Below are 22,593 nucleotides of genomic sequence, written 5' to 3'. Positions count from 1 at the left end.
TCTCCTTTGATGTTAAATATATAGAAAGAAATCATTAGACTTCTTTGCTATCAAGTTACTTTGACTAGAAGTTAAAAAAGGGCATAAAAAAATCCCCTTGTTTCCAAGAGGTTAGCATAGTGAAAGAAGGGTTTTTCAACCTATTCACTATCCCCATCCTCGTGGTTTAAGTAAAAGAATACATATTGGCAGGTATCCTGGCTTAGGTTCATCATCTATACGCCTTCCCATAGCTTAGCTACAGTGGCATCTCGTATAGACTCCCCATTTACAGTTGCGGGACAGCATCGGATTTGCACCGATTTCCCTTTTAAGCAAATGACAAAGGTCATTTGCACCAATACGTCGTTATATTTTATTGTTGTAAATGATATTGATAAACTAGCAAATTCACAATCTCACAAAAATACCAATAAATCATAATCATAAATATATTAACACTATTGCGACATAAACACTAACTATTTTTATACGAAATATTTTTTAACCCATTCTGTTACAATGTTGATAAACGAACTAATAGAAACGAGGATTTTTTATGCATGTAACAATTGGTGTACTCGCTCACGTTGATGCAGGAAAAACAACATTTTCTGAGCAGTTACTATTTCATACAAACAGTATTCAAGCCCGCGGACGAGTGGATCACCAGGATACATTTCTAGATAATCATGAGCTGGAGCGTCAGCGAGGCATTACAATTTTTGCGGAGCAAGGTCGCATGTCGCTTGGAGATGATACATATACGTTAATCGATACACCTGGGCACGTCGATTTCTCTCCAGAGATGGAGCGTGCCATTCGGGTTATGGATTATGCCATTATTATTGTTAGTGCAGTTGAAGGAATACAAGGTCATACGGAAACAGTGTGGCAACTTTTACGCCAATATCACGTCCCTACCTTCTTTTTTATCAACAAAATTGATCGTGAAGGGGCAGATGTTGAAGCCGTTATGGCACAGCTTCAAAAGGATTGCTCTGAGGATGTACTATTCGTAGATGAACCGCTCCGTTCTGACTATGTTTCAACTCACATGATGGAGTGGCTTGCTGAACGTGATGAGCAGCTTCTCGATGCTTTTCTAAATGAAACATTGGATAGTTCCAACTGCCTTACTCATTTACAAGCGATGATTAATCAAGAAAATGCCTTTTTGTGTTTTACTGGCTCTGCCTTAAAAGATATTGGGATAAAGGAATTCCTAGCACAGCTTCCCCTACTTACAGAGACACATTTTAACAATAATGTAGCGTTTCAAGGCGAAGTCTTTAAAATTCGTCATGATGGACACCAACGCTTAACTTTTTTAAAGGGATTACAAGGTACATTGCATGTGCGGGATGAATTTTCGTTTGGTGATGTGACAGAAAAAGTGACTGAGATTCGGCTATATAATGGCAGCCGTTATGAAACCGTACAAGAGGTTAAAGCCGGAGAGATTTTCGTAGTCAAAGGGATTAGTCAGGCAAACATCGGCGATATCATTGGTCGTGCAAGCAACTCGCAGCCCTATGAATTAGTGCCAACGTTGCAGGCAAAAGTACAATATGAAGGCGATCAGCATATAAAGGAAGTTTTAAAAACTTTTCGCATGCTTGAAGCAGAAGAACCATCATTACGTGTTATTTGGCATGAAAAGTTTCAAGAAATTCATGTACATATTATGGGTGTCATCCAACTCGAGGTTCTTATCGAAGTGCTCAACAAACGCTTCTCTCTAGACATTTCATTTGGCGAACCACAGATTTTATACATGGAAACAATCTCAACAACTGTGACAGGCTACGGTCATTTTGAGCCATTAAAGCATTATGCAGAAGTCCATTTATTAATGGAGCCAAATACACGTGGTACTGGCAATACATTTGTCAATGCATGTCATGCGGATGATTTATCGGTTGGGCATCAACGACTCATTGAAAAGCATTTATTCGAGCGCGATCATCATGGGCTGTTAACAGGTTTTCCCGTGACAGATATACGCTTCACTCTCTTAACGGGGCGTGCACATATTAAACATACTGAAGGTGGCGATTTCCGAGAGGCAACATTCCGTGCATTACGTCAAGGGCTAGAGCAAGCAGAAAATGTATTACTAGAGCCGTATTACCGCTTTAAGCTTAAAGCCCCTAGTGATTTTATCGGCCGCATGATGACCGATATTCAGCAAGCTTCTGGAACATTTGACGCGCCAATCTTAACTGAAAATAATGCGATTTTAACCGGACGTGCCCCTGTCGCAACATTTATGAGCTACAGTACAACCTTTGCCGCCTACACCAATGGTAAGGGCGTACTCTCCCTACAATTTGATGGCTATGATTTGTGTCACAATACTGAAGACATTATCGCGCAAATTGGCTACGATAAGAACGCCGATCCTGAATATACATCCTCTAGTATTTTTTGTGCAAAAGGCAAGGGTTACTCCGTTCCATGGCAGGAAGCGGAGGCAGCTATGCATTGTACTAAATAGATTTATAAAAAAAACAGGACTTGATTTTAGTTATATCAATGTCCTGTTTTTTTGTGTTTCGTGGGATTTGCTGGGTGATTTCGTGGGGATTCTTGCTTCGCGCGGGTATTTGCTTTGCTTCCGCGGGTATTCGACCTGCTTCCGCGGGTATTTCCTTGCTTCGCGCGGGTATTCGCTCTCCTTCCGCGGGTATTCTCCTACTTCGTGCGGGTCGCCCCGAGCATCTTTAAATCCTTGCCGCGGATATTTCTAAACTTTACAAAGCTTGTACCGTTTCCCCATCCTGTTTAATAAAGCGATAGGAAGGCTCCACGACTATATAACCATGAGCATTTGAAAAATCAATTATTACCTTGCCAGGTCGACTTTTTAAAAGTTGTAAATTATCAATTAATTCAAGCAATAGCTCATGCCCGTTACCGCGTGGGTGCCAGTTTAAATGATAATCATTCAATTCACTCACAGCCTGTAAAAATTGCTTAAATTCACGCTCTACAAAGTTTATCAGTTTAGCATTTTCTTGTTTCGCTTCATCACTTGTTGATAAATCCTCCAAATATGTTTCATAAAAGCGCATCACTATCGAACACAATAAATCATTGACACGAGCAGCACTTAGTATTGCCTTAGGGACTTGGGAAAGTCGCTCTAAATTTGGTTTTGCACGAGTCGAATCGATGCGAGTAATTAAATGATAATGCTCACCATTCACCTCGTACACAATTGGATTTGTCGGCATATACATCATAAAATCATTTGTTTTTGTTTTAAGCTGATCTGTAATGTTTGCCTTTGCAAAAAGGTGCCCATTAAAACTTTCATTTTGAATCCAAATAATATCTTTGTTATAAAAAATTTGATCAAACAATCGTTCATTACTAATAAGATTACTAGCTAATAATTGATCGACAAGTGATTCTACGACCATTCTTGTTGTAGCTTTCTTGGCAACTTCAGTGCGTGGTTGCTTACAAATTTCCATATCTACATATTGCGATTCTTGTGCTGTACATACATGAATATTCGTCATACGTGCATCCTCTTTTCGTACATATTTTTCAAAACGGAAGTATTCTTTCGCATAAAAAAAGGATTTCCTACAACAAGAGGAAATCCTTCATTCTATCTTTTTCACTCATCACATAATGTCAAATTATACCCAAGCATAAAAGAATTGCCTCGAAAGCGACTACCTTCTCTTATTTTGGGCGTTTGACGTACAGTGACGAACAGAGCATTCTGTTTTGTCAACATGCCACCTCCTATTCCTCGTAGGGTTCTGGTGTGTACTCATAATAGGCAGGTATCCTGACTCATGATCACCGCTACTTTTCCCCTTCCCGTCGTTAAACAGTGGTCTATGAAAAGTCGCTCACATTTACAGTTGCGGGACAGTGTCGGAATTGCACCGACTTCCCTTTTAAGTAAATTGCACGCAATTTACACCTATTACTCCACGCTATTCAGTTGTTAGAGGAATCTAATGTACTATAGATTCCTTATAGATTATTAAAATCAATTGTAAAGGAGTATTTTTCCAAAGTCAAATAACATAAAATATTCCAGTTCCTTATTCTTTTTCTTCTAGTTATAATGCTTGAATTGTGCGTTCGTCTTCAATTATCTCGTTCTCTGTTTCCATTTGTTTTATAATATCGGATAACTCCCAAAAGCAAAATTATACTCATAGGTATAGTCCCGTATGAATATGGTTGTTCAAATGCAGCAACAAACGAATTATACAACTAACGCAACCTATTGATTCACAAAATATAAAAAGACAGAATTTATTCTACGTGTTGTAGATTAAATCTGCCTTTTTCTTTTATCAGCGACAATCTTTGGAAAAACAGTCATTTTTAAAGTGAATTGAGTCTTGTAGGATCTTAATACAACTCCGGAGCTTTTCGTAATTTACTTGCTTGTTCGTATGAAAATGCGAGTTTTATTAGTACATCCTCACTAAATGCAGTTCCAGCGAAAGTTACGCCAAACGGTCTCCCATTTTTCATATACCCCGCTGGGACGGCAATAAAGTCCTTGTGTAACGCCCTCGTCTCATTAGAAAAGATCAGGTTGAGAGGTGAATGAAATTGAATAATATTAATATCGAACTAGGAACATTAATACTTTTTCTTATTGTACTACTTTTAATAATTAGTATTTTTGGATTTATAATTAGAAAGTTGCTAGGTGTCGAAAGAAAGATATGGTTTTCTGTTAATTACCTTAACGAAAGACATAAAAAACTAGATTGGTTTGTACGAATACTTTTTACAACTCTATTTTTAATTAGTACTTATTATATGATTTACAATGATAATGTTGGAATTGCTTGGTATTTTGAAACATAGTTTATCATAATTGTCTTTTTAATAGCATCTGAAACATTACGTGCAATTATGGAATGGAAATACGCAGAAAATAAAAAAGATTCTATTGCTACTATCGCAGAAATGATGTTTATGATTAGCATAGTATTAATTACGATAAAAACTGGTTTTTTCGGCTTATTTAATATTTAATTCTAAAGTTTTTAAGCGGAGCTAGCGGCTCAATATAGTGGAAAAGTTGATAACAACGGTCATCAATGCTCCTGAAATAGAATAAAAAAGGGCTATTTTCATGAAAGTTTCCCCTGCAAAATAGCCTTTTTTATTTATGTTTCTTTCAATTAGTTACACATTATTGTCCATTAAATCGCTGTGTAAGTTTTTGTAAATTTTCAGCTTGTACACATAGGTCTTGTGACACTACCATATTGACTGCTTGCATGGAGGCATTTTGCTCATCGACTGATTGTAGAATGACCTCTGTATAATTAGATAAACTTTCCATTCCATTGGCGATCGTCGATACTAATTTTGTTACCTCATTAGCGCTACCTGAAAGCTCCTCAGACGTTGCGGAAATATCCTCTAGCTGGTTCGCCATTTTGCTAACATTCTGAGAGATTGTGCCAAATGACTTTGTGGCTTCATCGATGACATAGACGCCCTGTTGAACGTTTTTCAAATCCTCTTCAACAGAAGTTGCTACTTGTTTTGTATCGCTTTCAATGCCAACTACTAGCTCGACAATTTGAGTGGCTGAATGCTTAGATTGCTCTGCCAATTTTCGAACTTCCTCCGCTACTACTGCAAAGCCTTTGCCATGCTCTCCAGCACGTGCCGCTTCAATCGCTGCATTTAGTGCAAGCAAATTCGTTTGATCTGTAATTGCTGTAATCATGTCTGTCATAGATTTGATATCCGTCATTTTGCTTGATAATTGTTGCATTAATTCGCTCGTTTTTTCAGTAGAAGTTGAAATAAATTGCATTTGATTTTTAGCCACATGTAAAATTTCCGCACCGTTGCCTGCAATTTCATTTGCTTCTTTGGCATGATCAAAAACACCTTGCGTGGCCACGGTAATACGTTCAATGCCGTCAGCAGTCTCCTGCATAGAAATAGCACTTTCATTAGCAGACTGTGCAGCTTGCTTAAGACCCTCAGTCGTTTTCTCCATTTGTGAGTCAACTTCCTCAACTGCAATCGTAATTTCATTTGTACTTGCTGATAGTTCCTCTATGCTCGCTGATAAGTCTGTAGAACTACTTGCAATTTTTTGTGTCATCGTATGTAATTGTTCTTTCATCTCTATAAACGCTTTAGCTAACTCTGAAATTTCATCATTGGAATTCATCTCAATCGGAGCAGTATGCAAATTTCCTTCAGCTATTGCTTGAGCGGATTCTGCTAATTGATTAATGGGCTTAATAATTTTAAATTTTACATAGAAAATACACGATATTGTCATAGTAATTCCTATTACTGTTAATAAAGTAGATAGCCATTCTAATGAAGTCACATTTGCTAGGTCTATAATTAAAATAACACCCATGAGAACATTTAAAGTAGAAAAGCCAATTATACTTTTTTTTCGTAAACTCATACTAAATTCCTCCAACTATAATATTATTCCAACGTAGTCATTATAGTTGAAATATCCTAAATTTCATAGAAAAAAGCCCAACTTTTATAAGATTAAAGACATATAAAAAGCACTTTGCTCTCACAAAGTGCTTTCATAATCATTATTTAAATTTCATTATACTTGATCCTGCAATACCTGGATGTGTCATCTCATATGGATCTAGAATTAAATCTAATTGTTCTTTCGTTAGTACACCCTCTTCAAGGCAAAGCTCACGAATTGAACGACCAGATAAGATTGCTTCACGTGCAAGTCGGGCAGCTACCTCATAGCCAATATGTGGGTTTACTGCTGTTAGAATACCAACGCTTTTTTCCACATATTCTTTCATGCGGTCTTCATTTGCTTCAATATCCTTCAAGCAATTTTGTGTAAATGCTCGGAACACGTTATTCATAATACTAATAGATTGAATTAAGTTGAAGACAAGCACAGGCTCCATTACGTTTAATTCTAATTGTCCTGCTTCAGATGCTAAAGAAATTGTTTGGTCATTACCAATTACTTGGAAGGCAACTTGGTTAAGAACCTCTGGCATAACAGGATTCACTTTCCCTGGCATAATAGACGAACCAGGCTGACGAGCTGGTAAGATGATTTCCCCTAACCCAGCACGTGGACCAGATGCCATTAAACGAAGGTCATTAGCAATTTTCGACATATTAATCATACAGATTTTCAATGCGCCTGATACTTCTGTATAAGCATCTGTATTTTGTGTTGCATCCACTAGATGTGTAGCGCCTTTAAGCGGCAAACCTGAAATTTCTGCAAGATGAACATCTACTGATTTAATATAATCTGGGAATGCATTTAATCCTGTACCAACAGCTGTTGCCCCCATATTTACATCATATAAATTTGGACGAGTTTGACGAATGCGGGCAATATCACGGTTAATAACACGACAATATGCTTCAAATTCTTGTCCTAATCGAATCGGTACAGCGTCTTGTAAATGCGTACGACCCATTTTAATAACATGCGCAAATTGCTCCGCTTTTTGGTGGAACACCGCTTGCATGTTTTCCATTGTAAGAAGTAATTCATCTATCAAATTCAACACAGCAATATGAATAGCTGTTGGGAAAGCATCATTTGTTGATTGAGACATATTAACATGGCTGTTTGGGCTAATTGTTTGGTAGTCCCCTTTTTCTTTGCCCAAAATTTCTAAGGCACGGTTAGCAATGACTTCGTTGGCATTCATATTAATAGATGTGCCAGCACCGCCTTGGATTGGATCTACGATAAATTCAGCATCCCATTCACCATCAATAACTTCTTGTGAAGCTTCGACAATTGCATCTCCGATTTCTTTTGAAAGTAGGTGTACTTCCATATTACCTAATGCAGCTGCTTTTTTAACAATCCCCATTGCCTTAATAAGGGCTGAGTGAATCGTGTAACCTGTAATTGGGAAATTTTCAGTTGCACGAAGCGTTTGAATTCCGTAATAAGCATTGCTTGGTAATGCACGTTCACCTAAAAAGTCTTTTTCTATACGTTGTGTGGACATAATTGTCGTCTCCTTTTATGTAATACTCACACTTGATAGTAGCTAATTAATGCCGTATTGTAAACAGTCATTTATCTGTAAAATGAAAAATAACAAAAACCGAGCGCAGTTTTTACGCTCGGTTTCATCATTATTTATTAGAAGTCACTGTAAAACGTGTGTTTACATGCTTTGGATTTTCAATTTCATCTAACACAGCAATGGCATAATCTGCATAGCTGACATAACTTTCACCAGCAGCGTTTACTAATAAATGATCTTCTCCAGCAGTATAGCTGCCTGTACGTGGACCCTCTGGATCAAAAAAAGCAGATGGGCTTAAAAATGTCCAAGCAATAGTTGATTGTTGTAAGTCACGTAGATTTTCACCTTGGTTTTTTGCTGTCGCGTAAAACATTTCTGGGAAATCCGGAGTATCCATTACGCGTACTATTTTCTCTGGGTCTACAAACAAACTACCCGCCCCACCAACAACAAATAATTTTGTATCAATGCCAGTAAAGATATCAATTAAATGACGGCCAGCTTTCACATGTAATTCCTCCTGACCAGCAGGAGCGCCAAACGCATTTACGACTACGTCAAAGCCTTTCACCTCTTCTTGAGATAATTCAAAAACATCCTTTTCAAAAACATGAATATTTGCTGTTACTTTAGAAGCCGAACGTACAATCGCAGTTACATCATGACCACGCTGTAGTGCCTCCTCCACAATTGTTTGTCCTGCTTTCCCTGTTGCACCAATTACTGCAATTTTCATACTTATAATTCCTCCCATTTTTTAATTGTAACTATTTAAGTTACAGGTTAGATACAAAAGACCCACTTCGTTAATTTAACGAAGTTGATCTAGCACATCCTGTAAAGTTTGCGCTTGTAGCTGTTCTTCCATTGCATGCCAAACAGTTGTATAAACACCCTCCAATGTACGTTGGATTTTTCGACCTACCGTACATGCTGGATTTGGCTCATCGTGAATCGCAAATAGCTGCTCGGGCCCATCAATCGCATGGTAAATGGCTAAGAGCGTTAAATCTTTTGGCTCCACTAATAGGTCATAGCCTGCTATTCCTGTTTGTGACGTAAGCAAGCCCGCTTTTTTTAGCACCCCGATCATTCGTCGCACGACAACTGGATTTGTATTTACACTCCCTGCGATAATATCAGATGTTAGCTGACTTTTATCAGAGGTTGTTGCAATGAGCGAAAGTATATGGATCGTTACCGAAAATCGACTGTTCACCATATGTATCACCACCTGTTGTAACTATTATAGTTACAGGTTTAAATAAATGCAAATGAATTGCTTTATTTGCTCCTGTATTTATTTTTTCCGTTTGAAGGAGTATTATACGATGATTATATTTTCTTTACGTAAATGACTAATTCTTGTCGTATTTCTCCATTTTCCTCATAAAAATCTAAATTATGAAATTCATACTTAAAATGGCCAACTGGAAACGTCACACTTTCGCCCTGTGCCGCTGCTAATATGCCTGCCACATCATGTGACATCATTTGTAAAAGCTCTGTACCTGAAAACGCTTCTATAAATATCACGTTCATCATAAAACACCTCCCAAGCTATTATAGCTTAGAAGACGCTTACATTTATAGTCTTTCTTTATACCGTTTAAGGCGAATCTCCTCAATAACCTGCATCATATTATCTATTTGCTCCTGTGTTAATTTTGTAGAGATGTGTGGCAGCTCATGTTGTTGAATAGAGTCCCCGTTTTGTTGAGAAGTATTCATAAGCAACTTCGTCCTTAAATGCTGCTCACGTCCTCTTCCATCTAGTTGAAACACCAATGATCTCCCCACACCATTCACCTCTACATTTTTATTGAAAACTCCCATATTAAAACTTATATCGGAAAAATTTTCATAAATTTTAACTTTCTTCATATAAAGTGCTAGAGAATTTGGCTCTCTATTAAATAATTCGGATCGGTTTTTTGGTGTTTAATCCGTCGCTTTGGTGTTTCTTTCCGTCGATCTGCCAGTTCCATCCGTCGCTTTGATGGTTCTTTCCGTCGCTCTGATTTCTTTCCGTCGCTCTGCCAGTTCAATCCGTCGCTTTGATGTTTCTTTCCGTCGCTCTGCCGATTCTTTCCATCGCTCTGATTTCTATCCGTCGCTCTGCCAGTTCCATCCGTCGCTTTGATGTTTCTTTCCGTCGCTCTGATTTCTTTCCGTCACTCTGCCGGTTCTTTCCGTCGCTCTGCCAGTTCCATCCGTCGCTTTGATGTTTCTTTCCGTCGCTCTGCCGGTTCCATCCGTCGCTTTGATGTTTCTTTCCGTCACTCTGCCGATTCTTTCCATCGCTCTGATTTCTTTCCGTCACTTTGATGTTTCTTTCCGTCACTCCGATTTCTTTCCGTCGCTCTGCCAGTTCCATCCGTCGCTTTGGTGTTTCTTTCCGTCGCTATGCCAGTTCCATCCGTCACTTTGATGTTTCTTTCCGTCGCTCTGCCAGTTCCATCCGTCGCTTTGAAGTTTCTTTCCGTCGCTCTGCCGATTCTTTCCATCGCTCTGATTTCTTTCCGTCGCTCTGCCAGTTCCATCCGTCGCTTTGATGTTTCTTTCCGTCACTCTGCCGATTCTTTCCATCGCTCTGATTTCTTTCCGTCACTCTGCCAGTTCCATCCGTCGCTCTAGCTCTTCTATCCGTCGATCTGCCAGTTCTATCCGCCACTTTAGCCATTCTTTCCGTCGATCTAGCTTTTCTATCCGTCACTCCTCCGTATGTTTGTTTAAAAAAACAGCAACCAGGACGGCTGCTGCTTCGGTTTAAACGGCAATTGGTGCTTTAATGACTGGATGAGGATCATAGCCCTCAATAGAAAGATCTTCAAGTTCTATGTCGAAAATTGACGTTTTATTCGGATTAATTTTTAAGGTTGGTAGGTCCTTAGGTTCGCGTGAAAGCTGTTCTTTTACTTGCTCCACGTGATTTGAATATATATGAGCATCCCCAATGCTATGAATAAATTCGCCGACTTCTAAACCACATTCATGTGCAATTAAATGTGTCAGTAAGGCATATGATGCAATATTAAATGGACAGCCTAATAATGTATCAAGGCTCCTTTGCATTAACTGACAGCTCAGCTTACCATTTGCTACATAAAATTGGAACATTACGTGACACGGAGGTAATGCAGCTTTACTGCCCTTTGCTCCAGCATTGATCACGTCCTCTGGATTCCATGCATTGACAATAATGCGTCGTGAATCTGGATTGTGCTTGATTTGATGGATTACATCTTGCAATTGATCAAGGCTTTCTCCTGTTGATGTTGTCCAATTACGCCACTGCTTGCCGTAAACATTTCCAAGCTCCCCGTATTTACGTGCAAATTCATCATCTGTTAAAATTCGTTCACAAAATGAAGCTAACTCTTTTTGATAAACAGCATTAAAAGACTCGTCTGCTAAGCAGCGACGACCAAAGTCTGTCATATCAGGACCTGAATATTCATCAGACTCCACCCATTTTTTAAAAGCCCATTCATCCCAAATATGATTGTTGTTTTGTAGTAGATAACGAATATTTGTGTCCCCTTTAATAAACCAAAGTAGCTCACTTGCTACAAGCTTAAATGGTACACGTTTAGTCGTTAAAAGAGGAAAACCTTTGCTTAAATCAAACCGCATTTGATAGCCAAATACACTATATGTACCTGTTCCTGTACGATCTTCCTTTTTAACTCCATTATCTAATATATGTTGTAATAAATTTAAGTACGCGATTTCTGGATGCGTCATGCCAATCAACAGCTCCTTCAAGTATGCTGTTGACCATTATAACATCTAATAACTACATTTGGTCGTCAAAAAATAAAAACAATCTTTCAATATTTACATGTCTGAGTCAAAGGAATTGTTTTCTAATTCCTTTGAAATTTCACTCTCAATCGTGGCGAAAAACATGGGCAACAAAACAATATTAAATAAAATTGGTCCAACAATAACCAATAGATCAACGCCTGGGTTAAAATAGATACTGAACGCAGTCAATAACCCTGACATTACTAGAAAAACAATTTGCATAACAATAATCATTATCGGAATGATTTGATACATATAGTTAAGCTTTCGGAATTGATGCATATTTTCTGGATCTTCAATAATTCTGTTTTTTAAGCGCTTTGATAAAAATATACAGGCAATAAGCTGTACGATAATAAAGTTAAAATAAATAACACTATGTAGTACTATTTGACCTTTAATAACTGTGCCATTAAAATGCCCTACCCGTTGCTGTAATAGCTCATTAACCGCACCCTCATAAACATATTCCTGGTCACTAAAATAAGTAAGCGGTTCTACAAAGCCGAGAGTTGCCCAATCCTTTGCGTTGACTTTCCAGTCGGTTAATTTGCTAGTCAAAATACGTAATTGAATGGCTTCATTTTCAGCAAACATTCCTACTAAAATATTATAGGGTATAGCAATCTTCATCTGTCCATTTTGTTTATCATGAATTAAATCTTTAATGAAAAAAGTATACGCAACATCCGACTGTTGGGCTTCGTAATGGGCATCCCCGACCTTCCAATGACTTGCTAATGAAGATTCAATGTTATTCTTCATTTCATAATACGGCGTATTATTATGTAAATGCTTTGGAATCTTATAGACAAAATAATTGTCACCTCCAATAATGCAAATATCTACTTTCAACGAATCATTTTCTAAGTTTTTAGCGATTGTTGTCATCGGATACGACATCATGGCGACTAGAAAAAAAAGGATTAGTGACAATCCACTTTTTTTCATGCAACGCTCCCCCTTTTCGTCACATATGCTAGATTTACACTATCATAGGCTACACCGAAAAGACTACTTCGTTATTCCGAAAAAACAATAGTGGTTTTCCGAAACACCTTATTTCGGTATTCCAAAATTACCAAAAATTATGGATAATATATAACATACTTGATAATTGAAATGGGGCATTATGATTATGCAAAAAAATGAGAGAAAGCTATGAATAAATGGACATATAGTATTTTCATAACATATCTACTTCTCGGTATTTATGTACTTGTAGTGACAATGCGAGTACCTTTAATTGGTATTGGAGTGGATACAACTAGCGGACAACCTGTCATTGCTGATTTTTATTATCCTGATTGGGCACAGCAAAAAAACATTGAAAAAGGTGATATTTTACTGACAATCGATGGTAAGCTTGCAGAAGATGTTCGTTCTATCCAACGCTACTCTATCGTTAGTTGTGCGAAAGAACTAACGTTTATCAAGCCGAATGGTGATGTTCATTCTGTTTCAGTTAAGCACAAAGATATACCGGAAGAATTATATTTGCAAATTATTTTTCCACTGTTTTATTTTGTCTTATCTTTTAGCGTCGCCATCTATTTACGGCGAAGAAGTAAAGAAAATCAACTTACTAGTCTACTAACATTATTTTTATTAACCTGTTCATTGGCCTATATAAGTACAGGAGCCTCAGGTAGAGGGGATCTAATTGGAATGTTCGTAATAGTCATTGGTATTGTTTTATGCTTAGTGCTTTTTATTCACTTTTTACAATTATATTTCCACTACCTTCATTTAAATTGGCCTTACATCAATACCAAATGGCTTTATTTAATACCTTTATTTATTTTCTGCTGTTATTGCGTTGTAATAGTTGTTCCTGACTTAAAAACGATAACAGCTTTAATTAACTTAGGCCTTTTTGCTGTACTTGTACTTTACGCCATCTATATTTTGCTAACGAGTTATTTACGCACAAAATTGGCGAAAATTCGTTTAATCGCCATTGCGTTTATAACGCCTTTCTTGCCGTTTTTACTTTTTTTTGTCGTACCTGAAATTTTAGGTCACGACCCTATTTTAAATCCTGAGTTAGCTGCAATATTTTTATTGTTTATTCCTTTTTCTTTTATCTTCATTCAATTAAATGAACGACTATTCGATATTGAATATCAATTATCTCGTTTGCGTTACTATTCAACACTTGCCTTTATTAGTACATTGCTATTAACCACGGGTATTACCATACTATTTTTAGATCAATTATCAATTGTTAAAATTACGAGTGTCTTTATCCTTGCATTCTTCATCATTGTTGCAAGCTTTTATATAAAGGAGCAACTTGATTTTAAGTATCGAAAGATCATTTTTTCATCTACTGGTAATTATGTACATAATTTATATGCTGCTGTTAATCGTATGGGTAAAGCGAAAAATCAGCAAGAATTACTGGATCGATTTAAGTATGAAATAACCGAAAAACTTGGTACTACAGCCTTTACGATTACAACAATAACGGAAGATGTGCCATTCACTCAAGGTGAAGTCAACACAGGGAATGACACGACTCACCTGCTATTACATGATACAGGTGAAGAAAAAATTGTTTAAAAAATTAGGCTTACATTACAAAAAGAAGAGCTTCTTTGGTTAGAATTACTGGCCCTCTATGTTTCGATGTTTATCGATAATTTAAAGCTTATTGAAGATTTAGTATGTGAAATACAGCGTATGAAGGATAACAATGATACACAGCTTCCTTGGCTCGATAAACTATTATGGAATATCATTGAAAAGGAAAAAAGTATTTTAGCACAGGAATTACATGACACCATTTTGCAGGAGCAGCTACATTTAGCGAGAGAGTTAGATGTACTCGCAAGCTCGCCTATTATAAATAAAGAAAAGGTATTAGATATTCGAGAACAATTGCTGAATGCATCGAAGGATTTACGTGAGTATTGTGAAAATCTCAGCCCTCCATTACTCGACACATTTGGGTTACAAATGGCCTTAAAAAAATTGCTACAGAAGGTGAAAATACGGGCAGACTTTTTGCTAAACACTCAAATAGAACGTGTCCAATTCCACGATGTAACCTTACATTTAGTCGTCTATCGCCTTGTACAAGAGCTCTTAAATAATGCGATCAAACATGCTGAGGCAACCGAAGTTTCACTAAGACTACAAGCGACTAATCGTGGCTTTATTCTCCAATATGATGATAATGGTGTTGGCTGTAATATTGAGGATTTAATGCAATCTTCAGCTTCTATGGGCATTAACGGTATTCGAGAGCGTGTCCGTGCTTTTAATGGAGACATCACGATAACCTCCAGTCATAATGAAGGAATGCATATATTTATTCAAATACAAGAGGACGTGGAATCATATGATTAATATTCTTATTATAGATGACCATCCTGTCGTTTTAGATGGTACAAAAACATTATTACAGGATTTAACAAATGTCCGAATAGACACAGAGCAGGATAGTGCCGCTGTACTGTCGAGAATGGATACTCAAGCTTTTCAATTATTTTTGATTGATATAAATATGAAACCAATCAACGGCATCCAGCTTTCAGAAATGATTAAGAAGAAGCAACCAGAAGCACTTATTTTACTCTATACAGGCTATGAGCTTTCCGATTATTACGAACTCCTTATCGAGAAAAAAGTCGATGGACTATTATCAAAGCTTGCTACGAAAGAGCAAGTGATTCAAACTATTCAGGCCGCACTAAGAGGTGAAATCTTACTAGCAGCGGATTTTTTAGATTTTGTACATCAGCGCACCAATCTCTCAAATGTACAGCAAGACGTTTTACTAAGCGATAAGGAACAAGAAATTTTACAGCTTGTCGCACAAGGATGTACAAATAAAGCAATTGCTTCAGCCATTGGGGTAACACAACGCACCGTTGAAAACTATTTATCCAAACTTTTTGTTAAATTAAACGTAGAATCACGTGCAGAGGCAGTAATTGTCGCTAAAGAGAAGGCATGGATCGACTAATTATTGAGTGCTTTATAATGCATTACTTTTGATTACTATATTTAAAAACATGACAATATAAATTTTTTCTTACTAAAAACGGAATATACTGGATAAATGTCTAGAACTGTTATATAATAAAAAAAATAATTACATTACTTCATCTTAACCGTTAAAATCACATATTCAAAAGTAATACGAGCTTTTGAATACGTGATCTTTACTAGCGATCGAAGGAATATGATTGTTGAATTTTTTTGGGAGGTTGTTCACATGACACAAGGTACAGTAAAATGGTTTAACGCAGAAAAAGGTTTTGGCTTTATCGAAGTAGAAGGTGGAAATGATGTATTTGTACACTTTTCTGCTATTCAATCAGATGGCTTTAAAACTTTAGAAGAAGGCCAAAAAGTGGAATTCGGCGTTGAAGAAGGTAACCGCGGACCACAAGCAACTAATGTTGTAAAGCTTTAATTTTAGCTTTAGAATAAACAGTGCAAAATTCAAGAGACATCCAAATTGTGGATGTCTCTTTTTATGGTTATTTGATTTGAACTTTATCAAATTTCGAGCAGTAGCATACCATATTCAAAGTTCCAATATAAAATAGATAAAACAATAGCATCGCAAAAAGCATTAACCCTTGTACAGGCGCTGGCATATCTCCCTGATTAGTGATTGGAAACATACATGCAAATATAAAAATAAATAACGCTGTATAGGGCAGCAAAAAAATTGTTGTCCAGTAGATGAAACGACGATGAGCTATCCATTTATATGTAAGCTTATATAGCACAATAGTTGCTACAACAAAACCAACTGAATGCACAAGTAAGATTAAGATATCGAAATGTTGCCCTTCCCACCCAGTGAGTCTCACGATGCGATAATAATTTAATTGCATTTCAAGAGAAATAAAGAACATTAACCCATATAACATACTCACTACATTCAGTTTCAGAAAATAATTCATTCAGAACATCCTTATGCGTAAGAATGTAAACCTGCAATCACTAAATTCACAAATACTTGATTAAACACGATAATTCCAAATCCAATAATCGCTAACCAAGCTGTCTTCTCGCCTTCCCAGCCTTTAGAAAGTCGGAAATGAAGGAAAGCAGCATAAAATAAAAACGTTATAAGTGCCCATACTTCCTTAGGGTCCCAGCCCCAATACCTACCCCAGGCAATCTGCGCCCAAATCATGGCAAACAACAGTCCTCCTAAGGCAAACAACGGAAAGCCTATGACAACAGCTCGATATGTAATTTCATCCATTAATGCTGGTTGTACACGATTTGTTAATGGCTTTAATAAAACAATTAACGGTCTTCTCACAATGAGTAGAATCACAGCATATAAAACCGTTCCAACTATAAATGCCCATACAATAGAATTCAATTTCTTCGCATCAATCGCATTTGTAATCTTCAAAACACCCAATTGTTCCCCGCTAGAAGTTACTGCATCTTTAGTGACAATCAGCGGCTTCATCGTATAAACGGCTGTTTCTTCCTTCCCTTGCTTATTTTCAAATTGAACCTCGATTTCATCTGCTGATAAGTTAAAATACGTGGACACACCGATAAAGCCTATCACGACAATTAGACAATACATAACAAATTCCAAGGCAAATGTACTAATCGATAATTTAGAAACGTCTAATGTTCTTAATAAATAAATAATACCTGTTGCGAACGAAATTGATAGTATTGCACTTGAAAATGCAACTGTCATAACATGAATCGTTAACCAATGGCTTTGCAGCGATGGAACAAGTGGTGAAACCTCTTTCGTAAAAACGCTTCCATAGCCGAGAATAATTAATGACACAGGAATGGTGAACAAGCCTACAACGATTTGCTTATATAAATAATGAATAATCAAATAGCTGCCAGTAAGCATGATGCCAAAAAACGTCATAAACTCATACATATTACTTACAGGTGCGTGATCAACAGCAATCCACCTTAAAATGAAATAAACTAGCTGCGAAACAAAGGCAATATATGTAAGTAAAAGTCCCACTTTTCCAAACATTTTTCCTTTTGATTTCACGGCAAGCCCAATCGGTATAATGGCGATTAGTAGTAAAATAAATGCCAAGAACAATGAATTACTACTTATACTTAATAATGTTTCTTTACTCAATGTAATAATCCTCCAAAGTATTTTTTTGCTCATCATCATAACGTGAGGTTGATTTCCGTTTCGACTGAGTGCTTTCTCGAGGGCGTCCGATGAACCGCAAGGAGTCGCCGGCCTCTCAACTTATATACACAGCATACGTTTTAACAAATATCATCTACAATTTTTGGTGATGAGTCTAATTGCTTCCAATAAACATAACGTCACTCATAAAAATAAGTGCCATCATTCCCCTTTATTTTTTTGAATTGTTACAAAATTATGTCATAAAAAAGAGGAACCAGCAAATAACAGTAGTAACTCAAAAAGTTTTGTCTTGCTAATTTCTCTTACTACTTCAATTTCACATAAATAATTTCTGGGTCACCTTCGTCTAAGTTTTCTATATACCCACTTTTTATAAATCCCGTCGTTTCAAATACCTTTTGCATACTAGTATTTGATTGGTTAGTAGATGAAAAGATTTTTGGTGTGTCTACCATTTCAACATAGAAGACTAATAATGCTGTGGCAACACCCTTTCTTCTCTCAGATCGCTTGACAATAACTAATGAGATAAAGCTATTTTCAAAAAAATCATTCGTAAAAATGAGAAAACCAGCAATCCCTTTTTCAGTTTTTTGAATGATACAACGTTTTTCGTTAATTGCTGTACGTATATATTCGCTTCTCGAAAAATCGCCAATTACTTCTTGATCAATTGCACATATTTCATCTAAATGATCCATACATGCTTCCAGCAAATGTGTCATTCTATTCACCCCATTACTCTTGACATGTTACTGTCCAATTTAGGCCGGCAAAGCTTTGTTCAATAATGGCTGTTCGTTGCTGTTTTTCACAGGATTTTTTTGCAAAATTAAGCGATTGGCTATTTGTTATCATAACTACCATCAGCAATAGTACAAGTAGAGCATTCCTAATTAATTTTTTCTTTGTCAATTAGGCTCGCTCCTTATGTAATAACTTATCACTTTAAGCTCATCATTAATCCCCTTGGCCCGCCTTCCTTCATCGACAAACCCGCATTTTTTATAAAGTGACTGTGCGGCGGTATTCGGTAAATTAACGCCTAACACAAGCTCATTGATATGAGGAAAATGCTCCACAACAAAATCCGGCAAAAGCTGTAATGCCGCTTTCGCATAGCCTTTACCTTGCTCATAAAAGTCTGTCGAAAAAGCACGGATTAAAATCGCCTGTTCATTGGAGGAATATGGCTTGACGCCCTCTTTTTCATGTAAAACAAAGAAGATCACGAACTTGTCTTTATCTAATACAAGAATGGCATGACGGTTTTTATCCTGCTTCACTAATTCAATGCTCTCTTTCGGAGACATCGTATAGCGAAGCTGGGCCTCTGTGATGGTATATCGTTCAATTAAATGATCATCTTTTTCTTCATAAAATTTTAATCTCATCAAAGCCCATCCTTCCATCTTTAGTCGTACTCTTCCTCATAAAACGCTGTAAATTCATACTCTCCATCAATAAGCTGCTGTAAATATGCTTCAAAGGACGGTGCAATCACTTCATAGCTATCTGGGTCATGAACGTAGCGAATCACTTGTCCTACTTGTCCACCTTCATTCGGATTAAAATCAATATACAAACTAGATGTACCACCATTGTTCATACAATCCGAAAAACATAATCGTTCTTTTAGCGGTACATGCATGTTAATTCGAGCATCCACTTCCACACAATCTAAAAAATCCTCATAACGCTCATGAATACTTTCACTATCCGTAACCTGGGCATCTGCAATGATTTGCTCTACGGACTTTAAATAATATGGATATTCATCAAGATCAGAGCCGAGCACAAGTACACAAATCGTTTCTTCACCATGCTTACAATAATACGTTCCATTCACATCCTTTAATAGATTAATAAGTAACTCAGGACACTTAGGAAACGCATCAAATAACGTTTGAATTTGAGACTCCGTTGCTCCTATTGCATGTTGTAATTGAAGCTGCTCCTCTTCAGGTAAATATTTCATAAGACCAGTAAAATATGGATTGAACGTACGCATTATTCTTCCCTCTTTCTGCTTTAAATTGGTGTTAAATAATATATTGAACAAATGCCAAATATAATGTATTCTAACATGATTTAGTCATTTATTTAAGAGTAGGGGTGTAAATTTTGGGACTATTAAAGCGAGCGCAAGAGCGAAAAAAACTGCCGTGAACATTCTGGACTAATTGGAAATCATAGGAAAATGTAATAAAATTGGACAAGCTCATGTTGTTGGAGCTACAGCCTATGATTTACTAGTTGATCACGATATCGATATTGAAACTTTTAGTGCTGCCGAAGCCATGTTGATATTATCAGATTTAACTAGCAATCCAAAGGTTTTAGAGTTAAAGTACCGGAATTATTTAGAAACTCCCTTTAACGGCTACTATTTTAAAATACAATATCAGCATGCTGCTCCATCAGAAATTTGGAATATTGATATGTGGCTGTTTTCCGAAACACGAAATGGTCCTTTATCAAGAGATTTAGTATCGTTCATGAATAATTCTCTAACAATTGATAATCGAAAGTATATGTTGAAAATAAAAGAAGAGCTTCTAAAGAAATCTATAATACTTCCTTCGATTTATGTATATCAAGCTGTGTTAGACAATGATATTCGCTCCACAGAGGCTTTTCTTAATTGGATAGAACAACAAGACGTAGATAACCAGACAAATTGGCGCCCTTCAAAAAAATTATGATATAAAATATTTTTTCTATTAATTACTAAAAATGCTACTATAAAGATATCAACACATAAGGAGTTGTGAATATGAGTGCGAAAAATGCAGTAGATGTTTTGTTTATACAACTAGTAATCCAAGGGATGTAACTCTAACTGCAGCCCTTCAAAAAGGGAGAAAATAAATGGAAAATTATTTTAAAGAATTTCTTACAGGTCAATCTATTACTTTACAGCAAATGACTTCCTCTGACTTAGAAGCATTTGCAAAAATCGAAAGTGAAAAAAAGGCATTGCTACTTACCAGTGACGAAATCCCCTTTCCAAATACCTTTGAGGATCATGCTTCATTCTTTCAAAGTATTAGTGGCGAAAAAGAGGAGTTTATCTTCGGTATATTTGAAAAGTCGTCAAATGAGCTTATCGGCTCCTGTGGTGTCTTTTCAATTAACAGGCAAAATAGCACTTGCTTAGTAGGCATTTCAATTGGCGAACAATGGCAAGCTAAAGGGCTTGGAACGGATGCAATGAAAACTCTTATTCATTTTATTTTTAATTATATTTCCGTTAATAAAATTAAGCTTGATGTTTTTAGCTTTAATAAAGCAGCTATTCGTTCCTATGAAAAATGTGGCTTTACGAAAGAAGGTATTTTACGGAATGAGATTTTATTTGGTTTTTTGCGAGAGGAATATCGAATTTCTCGATAAATCGTAAAAAAGTTTCGATAAATCATTTATAATTCTCGATAAATCCACAATTTCAGTCGATAAATTTAAGATTCTTCTCGATAAAATGAATCAAGGGGCTGCCAATTATATTTCTATTAGAAAGTATTCTTTCTTTTAAAGAATCTATCGTATTTATCTGTAAATTATGTTCTTGTGCTATGTCTTCCACCGTCTGAATGGTTCTTTTATACGGACTTGAAAAAATTGCGTGAATCACTTTATTTTCGAATAATGTAGTTACACGATCCCTATCCTCAAACCCTTTGTCAGAAAGCGGACGATTGTACTCATCAGCTGTATAATGAGAATGCGCATGTCTTACAAAATAAATTACGGTCATCACATTCTCCTCTATTTTTCTTCAGATTTTGCCTTTTTTTCTTTCAAGTAATTGTATAAATCAACCTTCCAAATACTATTTTCTTTTAGTAAGGCAAATGTTTTGCCGTAGTGGGAGCTTCCAAAAATTATCTCCAATTGAACAACTGCGATACTTTCAGTGCTGGTATCTTTATTCAGAGAAATACTATCGTAGTATCTGTACATTAAATAATCCTGTATTTGTTCATCCAACAAATAATTTATGTACTCTTCAATAAAGATCCCTTTGTCGGGAAGCTGATTGTTATTGTAGGTAATTTCATATAGTTTATCGAAATTATGCTCAAAAATTAAATTCATCATAATTAACACCATTTCTTCTGGTGTAAAAAGCTTTAAACTATTATTATTCCCATTACTTAAGTAATCCTCGTATAAAGCTCTTTTTTCCTCTGAGAAATCCTCTATATATGTAAAATCATACTCTCTATCAATAGCTAGAGTTGTTGGCTTAGATTCTTCCACATGTTGAACGGAATGATTAGTAATCGCTGTTGATCCTGAAGATTTTCCTGTTTTCACTTCTGAACATCCTATTAACGTAAAACTAGAAACGATAATAGCGCTGAATATTGACAATCTTAACTTTATCATCATAAGCCCCCCTCTATTATTTAATAGAAGCAACGGATTTGAACTTCACAATTTTATTTATCTACTATTCCGTTTATTTCGAAAATTCTCAACATTATTAAACAAAATGAAAACCCCTCAATAACAAACAACATAGAAGTTTATTTGATAAATTGTGACAAAGTACGAAGTTCACTAAAATTTCAATCGATGTCGATATAGATTTTCATAGTAAAAAAGATGCTAAACTATTAAATATCGCACTTAACTTTTTCTAAAATC

General features: G+C 36.4%; 25 protein-coding genes, 2 pseudogenes and 2 riboswitches. Of the genes and pseudogenes, 8 read left to right on the top strand and 19 right to left on the bottom strand.

Features of this window, described 5'->3' with window-relative positions; all coding sequences use genetic code 11:
• Window positions 1-170: 170 nt before the first annotated feature.
• A riboswitch (cobalamin riboswitch) is annotated at window positions 171-357 on the bottom strand.
• Window positions 358-538: 181 nt separating this feature from the next.
• The gene (locus FJQ98_RS12385; RefSeq protein WP_053592771.1) at window positions 539-2,479 is read left to right on the top strand and encodes an elongation factor G; all 1,941 of its coding nucleotides are present in this window, start codon (window positions 539-541) and stop codon (window positions 2,477-2,479) included.
• A 256-nt stretch (window positions 2,480-2,735) separates the two neighbouring features.
• Here the strand turns inward: FJQ98_RS12385 and FJQ98_RS12380 are convergent, their stop codons facing one another.
• Window positions 2,736-3,509, bottom strand: a complete 774-nt coding sequence (locus tag FJQ98_RS12380; protein WP_053592772.1) for a hypothetical protein — start codon at window positions 3,507-3,509, stop codon at window positions 2,736-2,738.
• Window positions 3,510-3,760: 251 nt separating this feature from the next.
• Window positions 3,761-3,944: riboswitch (cobalamin riboswitch) on the bottom strand.
• 421 nt (window positions 3,945-4,365) lie between these two features.
• Window positions 4,366-4,512 (bottom strand): annotated as a pseudogene (locus tag FJQ98_RS26790) (amidase); the annotation flags it as partial.
• 54 nt (window positions 4,513-4,566) lie between these two features.
• Here FJQ98_RS26790 and FJQ98_RS27560 point away from each other — a divergent pair.
• Window positions 4,567-5,004: pseudogene (locus tag FJQ98_RS27560) on the top strand (DUF4181 domain-containing protein).
• A 160-nt stretch (window positions 5,005-5,164) separates the two neighbouring features.
• Here FJQ98_RS27560 and FJQ98_RS12365 read toward each other — a convergent pair.
• The 9 genes from FJQ98_RS12365 to FJQ98_RS12325 form a co-directional block, all read right to left on the bottom strand.
• Entirely contained in the window at window positions 5,165-6,415 is a 1,251-nt protein-coding gene (locus FJQ98_RS12365) for a methyl-accepting chemotaxis protein (protein WP_053592774.1), read from the bottom strand.
• A 142-nt stretch (window positions 6,416-6,557) separates the two neighbouring features.
• Window positions 6,558-7,976: an aspartate ammonia-lyase gene (aspA, locus tag FJQ98_RS12360; RefSeq protein ID WP_053592775.1), complete on the bottom strand. Its 1,419-nt coding sequence runs from the start codon at window positions 7,974-7,976 to the stop codon at window positions 6,558-6,560.
• Between the two features lie 130 nt (window positions 7,977-8,106).
• The gene (locus FJQ98_RS12355; protein ID WP_053592776.1) at window positions 8,107-8,736 is read right to left on the bottom strand and encodes an NAD(P)-dependent oxidoreductase; all 630 of its coding nucleotides are present in this window, start codon (window positions 8,734-8,736) and stop codon (window positions 8,107-8,109) included.
• A 75-nt stretch (window positions 8,737-8,811) separates the two neighbouring features.
• Window positions 8,812-9,222, bottom strand: a complete 411-nt coding sequence (locus FJQ98_RS12350) for an Rrf2 family transcriptional regulator (protein WP_053592777.1) — start codon at window positions 9,220-9,222, stop codon at window positions 8,812-8,814.
• Between the two features lie 113 nt (window positions 9,223-9,335).
• Window positions 9,336-9,545, bottom strand: coding sequence for a thymidylate synthase (locus FJQ98_RS12345; protein ID WP_241774474.1), 210 nt, complete (start codon window positions 9,543-9,545; stop codon window positions 9,336-9,338).
• A gap of 42 nt (window positions 9,546-9,587) precedes the next feature.
• Entirely contained in the window at window positions 9,588-9,785 is a 198-nt protein-coding gene (locus tag FJQ98_RS12340; RefSeq protein WP_143114568.1) for a hypothetical protein, read from the bottom strand.
• Window positions 9,786-10,044: 259 nt separating this feature from the next.
• Window positions 10,045-10,377: a hypothetical protein gene (locus FJQ98_RS12335; RefSeq protein WP_158002952.1), complete on the bottom strand. Its 333-nt coding sequence runs from the start codon at window positions 10,375-10,377 to the stop codon at window positions 10,045-10,047.
• A gap of 392 nt (window positions 10,378-10,769) precedes the next feature.
• The gene (locus tag FJQ98_RS12330; RefSeq protein ID WP_053592781.1) at window positions 10,770-11,747 is read right to left on the bottom strand and encodes a thymidylate synthase; all 978 of its coding nucleotides are present in this window, start codon (window positions 11,745-11,747) and stop codon (window positions 10,770-10,772) included.
• 93 nt (window positions 11,748-11,840) lie between these two features.
• Window positions 11,841-12,761 carry a hypothetical protein gene (locus tag FJQ98_RS12325; protein WP_053592782.1) on the bottom strand — a complete coding sequence of 307 codons (921 nt, stop codon included), beginning with the start codon at window positions 12,759-12,761 and terminating at the stop codon, window positions 11,841-11,843.
• Window positions 12,762-12,971: 210 nt separating this feature from the next.
• On the opposite strand from FJQ98_RS12325, the gene FJQ98_RS26785 reads away from it, so the two are divergent.
• From FJQ98_RS26785 to FJQ98_RS12310, 4 genes are all read left to right on the top strand, one after another.
• Window positions 12,972-14,375, top strand: a complete 1,404-nt coding sequence (locus FJQ98_RS26785) for a hypothetical protein (protein ID WP_246494305.1) — start codon at window positions 12,972-12,974, stop codon at window positions 14,373-14,375.
• Window positions 14,376-14,441: 66 nt separating this feature from the next.
• On the top strand, window positions 14,442-15,164 hold the full coding sequence (locus FJQ98_RS26780) for a sensor histidine kinase (RefSeq protein WP_246494304.1): 723 nt from the start codon (window positions 14,442-14,444) through the stop codon (window positions 15,162-15,164).
• Entirely contained in the window at window positions 15,157-15,783 is a 627-nt protein-coding gene (locus tag FJQ98_RS12315; RefSeq protein WP_053592784.1) for a response regulator transcription factor, read from the top strand. Before FJQ98_RS26780 ends, FJQ98_RS12315 begins: the two co-directional genes overlap by 8 nt.
• Window positions 15,784-16,035: 252 nt before the next feature.
• Entirely contained in the window at window positions 16,036-16,236 is a 201-nt protein-coding gene (locus FJQ98_RS12310) for a cold-shock protein (RefSeq protein WP_053592785.1), read from the top strand.
• A 67-nt stretch (window positions 16,237-16,303) separates the two neighbouring features.
• Here the strand turns inward: FJQ98_RS12310 and FJQ98_RS12305 are convergent, their stop codons facing one another.
• The 6 genes from FJQ98_RS12305 to FJQ98_RS12280 form a co-directional block, all read right to left on the bottom strand.
• The gene (locus FJQ98_RS12305) at window positions 16,304-16,735 is read right to left on the bottom strand and encodes a hypothetical protein (protein ID WP_075807155.1); all 432 of its coding nucleotides are present in this window, start codon (window positions 16,733-16,735) and stop codon (window positions 16,304-16,306) included.
• Between the two features lie 11 nt (window positions 16,736-16,746).
• On the bottom strand, window positions 16,747-17,949 hold the full coding sequence (ccsB, locus tag FJQ98_RS12300) for a c-type cytochrome biogenesis protein CcsB (protein ID WP_241774476.1): 1,203 nt from the start codon (window positions 17,947-17,949) through the stop codon (window positions 16,747-16,749).
• 296 nt (window positions 17,950-18,245) lie between these two features.
• Window positions 18,246-18,665 carry a GNAT family N-acetyltransferase gene (locus tag FJQ98_RS12295; RefSeq protein WP_053592786.1) on the bottom strand — a complete coding sequence of 140 codons (420 nt, stop codon included), beginning with the start codon at window positions 18,663-18,665 and terminating at the stop codon, window positions 18,246-18,248.
• A 13-nt stretch (window positions 18,666-18,678) separates the two neighbouring features.
• Window positions 18,679-18,855: a hypothetical protein gene (locus FJQ98_RS12290; RefSeq protein ID WP_158002953.1), complete on the bottom strand. Its 177-nt coding sequence runs from the start codon at window positions 18,853-18,855 to the stop codon at window positions 18,679-18,681.
• Window positions 18,852-19,334: a GNAT family N-acetyltransferase gene (locus FJQ98_RS12285; protein ID WP_053592827.1), complete on the bottom strand. Its 483-nt coding sequence runs from the start codon at window positions 19,332-19,334 to the stop codon at window positions 18,852-18,854. The genes FJQ98_RS12290 and FJQ98_RS12285 overlap by 4 nt, the downstream gene beginning before the upstream one ends.
• A 20-nt stretch (window positions 19,335-19,354) precedes the next feature.
• Complete coding sequence (locus tag FJQ98_RS12280) at window positions 19,355-19,951, bottom strand: SMI1/KNR4 family protein (RefSeq protein WP_053592787.1); 597 nt, start codon at window positions 19,949-19,951, stop codon at window positions 19,355-19,357.
• 172 nt (window positions 19,952-20,123) lie between these two features.
• On the opposite strand from FJQ98_RS12280, the gene FJQ98_RS12275 reads away from it, so the two are divergent.
• Window positions 20,124-20,645, top strand: a complete 522-nt coding sequence (locus tag FJQ98_RS12275; protein WP_053592788.1) for a hypothetical protein — start codon at window positions 20,124-20,126, stop codon at window positions 20,643-20,645.
• Window positions 20,646-20,811: 166 nt separating this feature from the next.
• Window positions 20,812-21,336, top strand: coding sequence for a GNAT family N-acetyltransferase (locus FJQ98_RS12270; protein ID WP_053592789.1), 525 nt, complete (start codon window positions 20,812-20,814; stop codon window positions 21,334-21,336).
• A 52-nt stretch (window positions 21,337-21,388) separates the two neighbouring features.
• On the opposite strand, the gene FJQ98_RS12265 is transcribed toward FJQ98_RS12270, so the two are convergent.
• Together FJQ98_RS12265 and FJQ98_RS12260 are read right to left on the bottom strand one after the other, a co-directional pair.
• Window positions 21,389-21,697, bottom strand: a complete 309-nt coding sequence (locus tag FJQ98_RS12265) for a histidine phosphatase family protein (RefSeq protein WP_053592790.1) — start codon at window positions 21,695-21,697, stop codon at window positions 21,389-21,391.
• A gap of 11 nt (window positions 21,698-21,708) precedes the next feature.
• Entirely contained in the window at window positions 21,709-22,335 is a 627-nt protein-coding gene (locus FJQ98_RS12260) for a hypothetical protein (protein WP_201406710.1), read from the bottom strand.
• Between the last annotated feature and the right edge of the window lie 258 nt (window positions 22,336-22,593).

Source organism: Lysinibacillus agricola, from assembly GCF_016638705.1.
GTDB lineage: Bacteria > Bacillota > Bacilli > Bacillales_A > Planococcaceae > Lysinibacillus > Lysinibacillus agricola.
The sequence above is the reverse complement of the archived record's forward strand: the minus strand, read 5'-3'. Positions and strand labels throughout refer to the sequence as shown.

Excerpts from the sequence above, each read along its gene's own strand:
- FJQ98_RS12285 (WP_053592827.1), bottom strand. The coding sequence starts at position 19,334 with ATGAGATTAAAATTTTATGAAGAAAAAGATGATCATTTAATTGAACGA.
- FJQ98_RS12260 (WP_201406710.1), bottom strand. The coding sequence starts at position 22,335 with ATGATGATAAAGTTAAGATTGTCAATATTCAGCGCTATTATCGTTTCT.
- FJQ98_RS12355 (WP_053592776.1), bottom strand. The coding sequence starts at position 8,736 with ATGAAAATTGCAGTAATTGGTGCAACAGGGAAAGCAGGACAAACAATT.
- FJQ98_RS26785 (WP_246494305.1), top strand. The coding sequence starts at position 12,972 with ATGAATAAATGGACATATAGTATTTTCATAACATATCTACTTCTCGGT.
- FJQ98_RS12315 (WP_053592784.1), top strand. The coding sequence starts at position 15,157 with ATGATTAATATTCTTATTATAGATGACCATCCTGTCGTTTTAGATGGT.
- FJQ98_RS12310 (WP_053592785.1), top strand. The coding sequence starts at position 16,036 with ATGACACAAGGTACAGTAAAATGGTTTAACGCAGAAAAAGGTTTTGGC.
- FJQ98_RS12270 (WP_053592789.1), top strand. The coding sequence starts at position 20,812 with ATGGAAAATTATTTTAAAGAATTTCTTACAGGTCAATCTATTACTTTA.
- FJQ98_RS12335 (WP_158002952.1), bottom strand. The coding sequence starts at position 10,377 with ATGGAACTGGCAGAGCGACGGAAAGAAATCGGAGTGACGGAAAGAAAC.
- FJQ98_RS12265 (WP_053592790.1), bottom strand. The coding sequence starts at position 21,697 with ATGACCGTAATTTATTTTGTAAGACATGCGCATTCTCATTATACAGCT.
- FJQ98_RS12365 (WP_053592774.1), bottom strand. The coding sequence starts at position 6,415 with ATGAGTTTACGAAAAAAAAGTATAATTGGCTTTTCTACTTTAAATGTT.
- FJQ98_RS12380 (WP_053592772.1), bottom strand. The coding sequence starts at position 3,509 with ATGACGAATATTCATGTATGTACAGCACAAGAATCGCAATATGTAGAT.
- FJQ98_RS12350 (WP_053592777.1), bottom strand. The coding sequence starts at position 9,222 with ATGGTGAACAGTCGATTTTCGGTAACGATCCATATACTTTCGCTCATT.
- FJQ98_RS12345 (WP_241774474.1), bottom strand. The coding sequence starts at position 9,545 with ATGATGAACGTGATATTTATAGAAGCGTTTTCAGGTACAGAGCTTTTA.
- ccsB (WP_241774476.1), bottom strand. The coding sequence starts at position 17,949 with ATGAGCAAAAAAATACTTTGGAGGATTATTACATTGAGTAAAGAAACA.
- aspA (WP_053592775.1), bottom strand. The coding sequence starts at position 7,976 with ATGTCCACACAACGTATAGAAAAAGACTTTTTAGGTGAACGTGCATTA.
- FJQ98_RS12330 (WP_053592781.1), bottom strand. The coding sequence starts at position 11,747 with ATGACGCATCCAGAAATCGCGTACTTAAATTTATTACAACATATATTA.
- FJQ98_RS12385 (WP_053592771.1), top strand. The coding sequence starts at position 539 with ATGCATGTAACAATTGGTGTACTCGCTCACGTTGATGCAGGAAAAACA.
- FJQ98_RS12280 (WP_053592787.1), bottom strand. The coding sequence starts at position 19,951 with ATGCGTACGTTCAATCCATATTTTACTGGTCTTATGAAATATTTACCT.
- FJQ98_RS26780 (WP_246494304.1), top strand. The coding sequence starts at position 14,442 with ATGTTTATCGATAATTTAAAGCTTATTGAAGATTTAGTATGTGAAATA.
- FJQ98_RS12295 (WP_053592786.1), bottom strand. The coding sequence starts at position 18,665 with ATGACACATTTGCTGGAAGCATGTATGGATCATTTAGATGAAATATGT.
- FJQ98_RS12305 (WP_075807155.1), bottom strand. The coding sequence starts at position 16,735 with ATGAATTATTTTCTGAAACTGAATGTAGTGAGTATGTTATATGGGTTA.
- FJQ98_RS12325 (WP_053592782.1), bottom strand. The coding sequence starts at position 12,761 with ATGAAAAAAAGTGGATTGTCACTAATCCTTTTTTTTCTAGTCGCCATG.